This window comes from Halomonas sp. SIMBA_159 (assembly GCF_046536035.1).
GTDB classification, from domain to species: Bacteria; Pseudomonadota; Gammaproteobacteria; order Pseudomonadales; family Halomonadaceae; genus Vreelandella; species Vreelandella venusta_A.
On sequence record NZ_JAWJBT010001815.1, the window covers coordinates 1 to 229 of the forward strand.

The 229-nt window shown below is 36.7% G+C and carries 1 protein-coding gene; it reads right to left on the minus strand.

Going from position 1 to position 229, the window contains the following annotated elements; all coding sequences use genetic code 11:
* A partial coding sequence (locus R0J87_RS25465; protein WP_498889800.1) for a PAS domain-containing protein occupies window positions 1-208 on the minus strand: 208 nt, incomplete at its 3' end.
* Window positions 209-229 lie beyond the last annotated feature (21 nt).

Genomic DNA, 229 nt, shown 5'->3' on the forward strand with positions numbered 1-229 from the left:
CTGCCACCTCATTAAAAGCATACCCTGTCATTTGTTCAAATCCTTCATTAACATAAATAATCGGGTGATCTGCTTGTTGGGCATCTGTAATAATAATTCCATTTGTGCTGGCATTAATCGCTCGCTCTAACAAATTTAACTGGATATTCGTTGCTAGCGTTTCTAGCATTTTCGGCTTAATGATTTGAAATAAATTGTTAGGACTCACCACAGTTCTCCTACTAAAGAT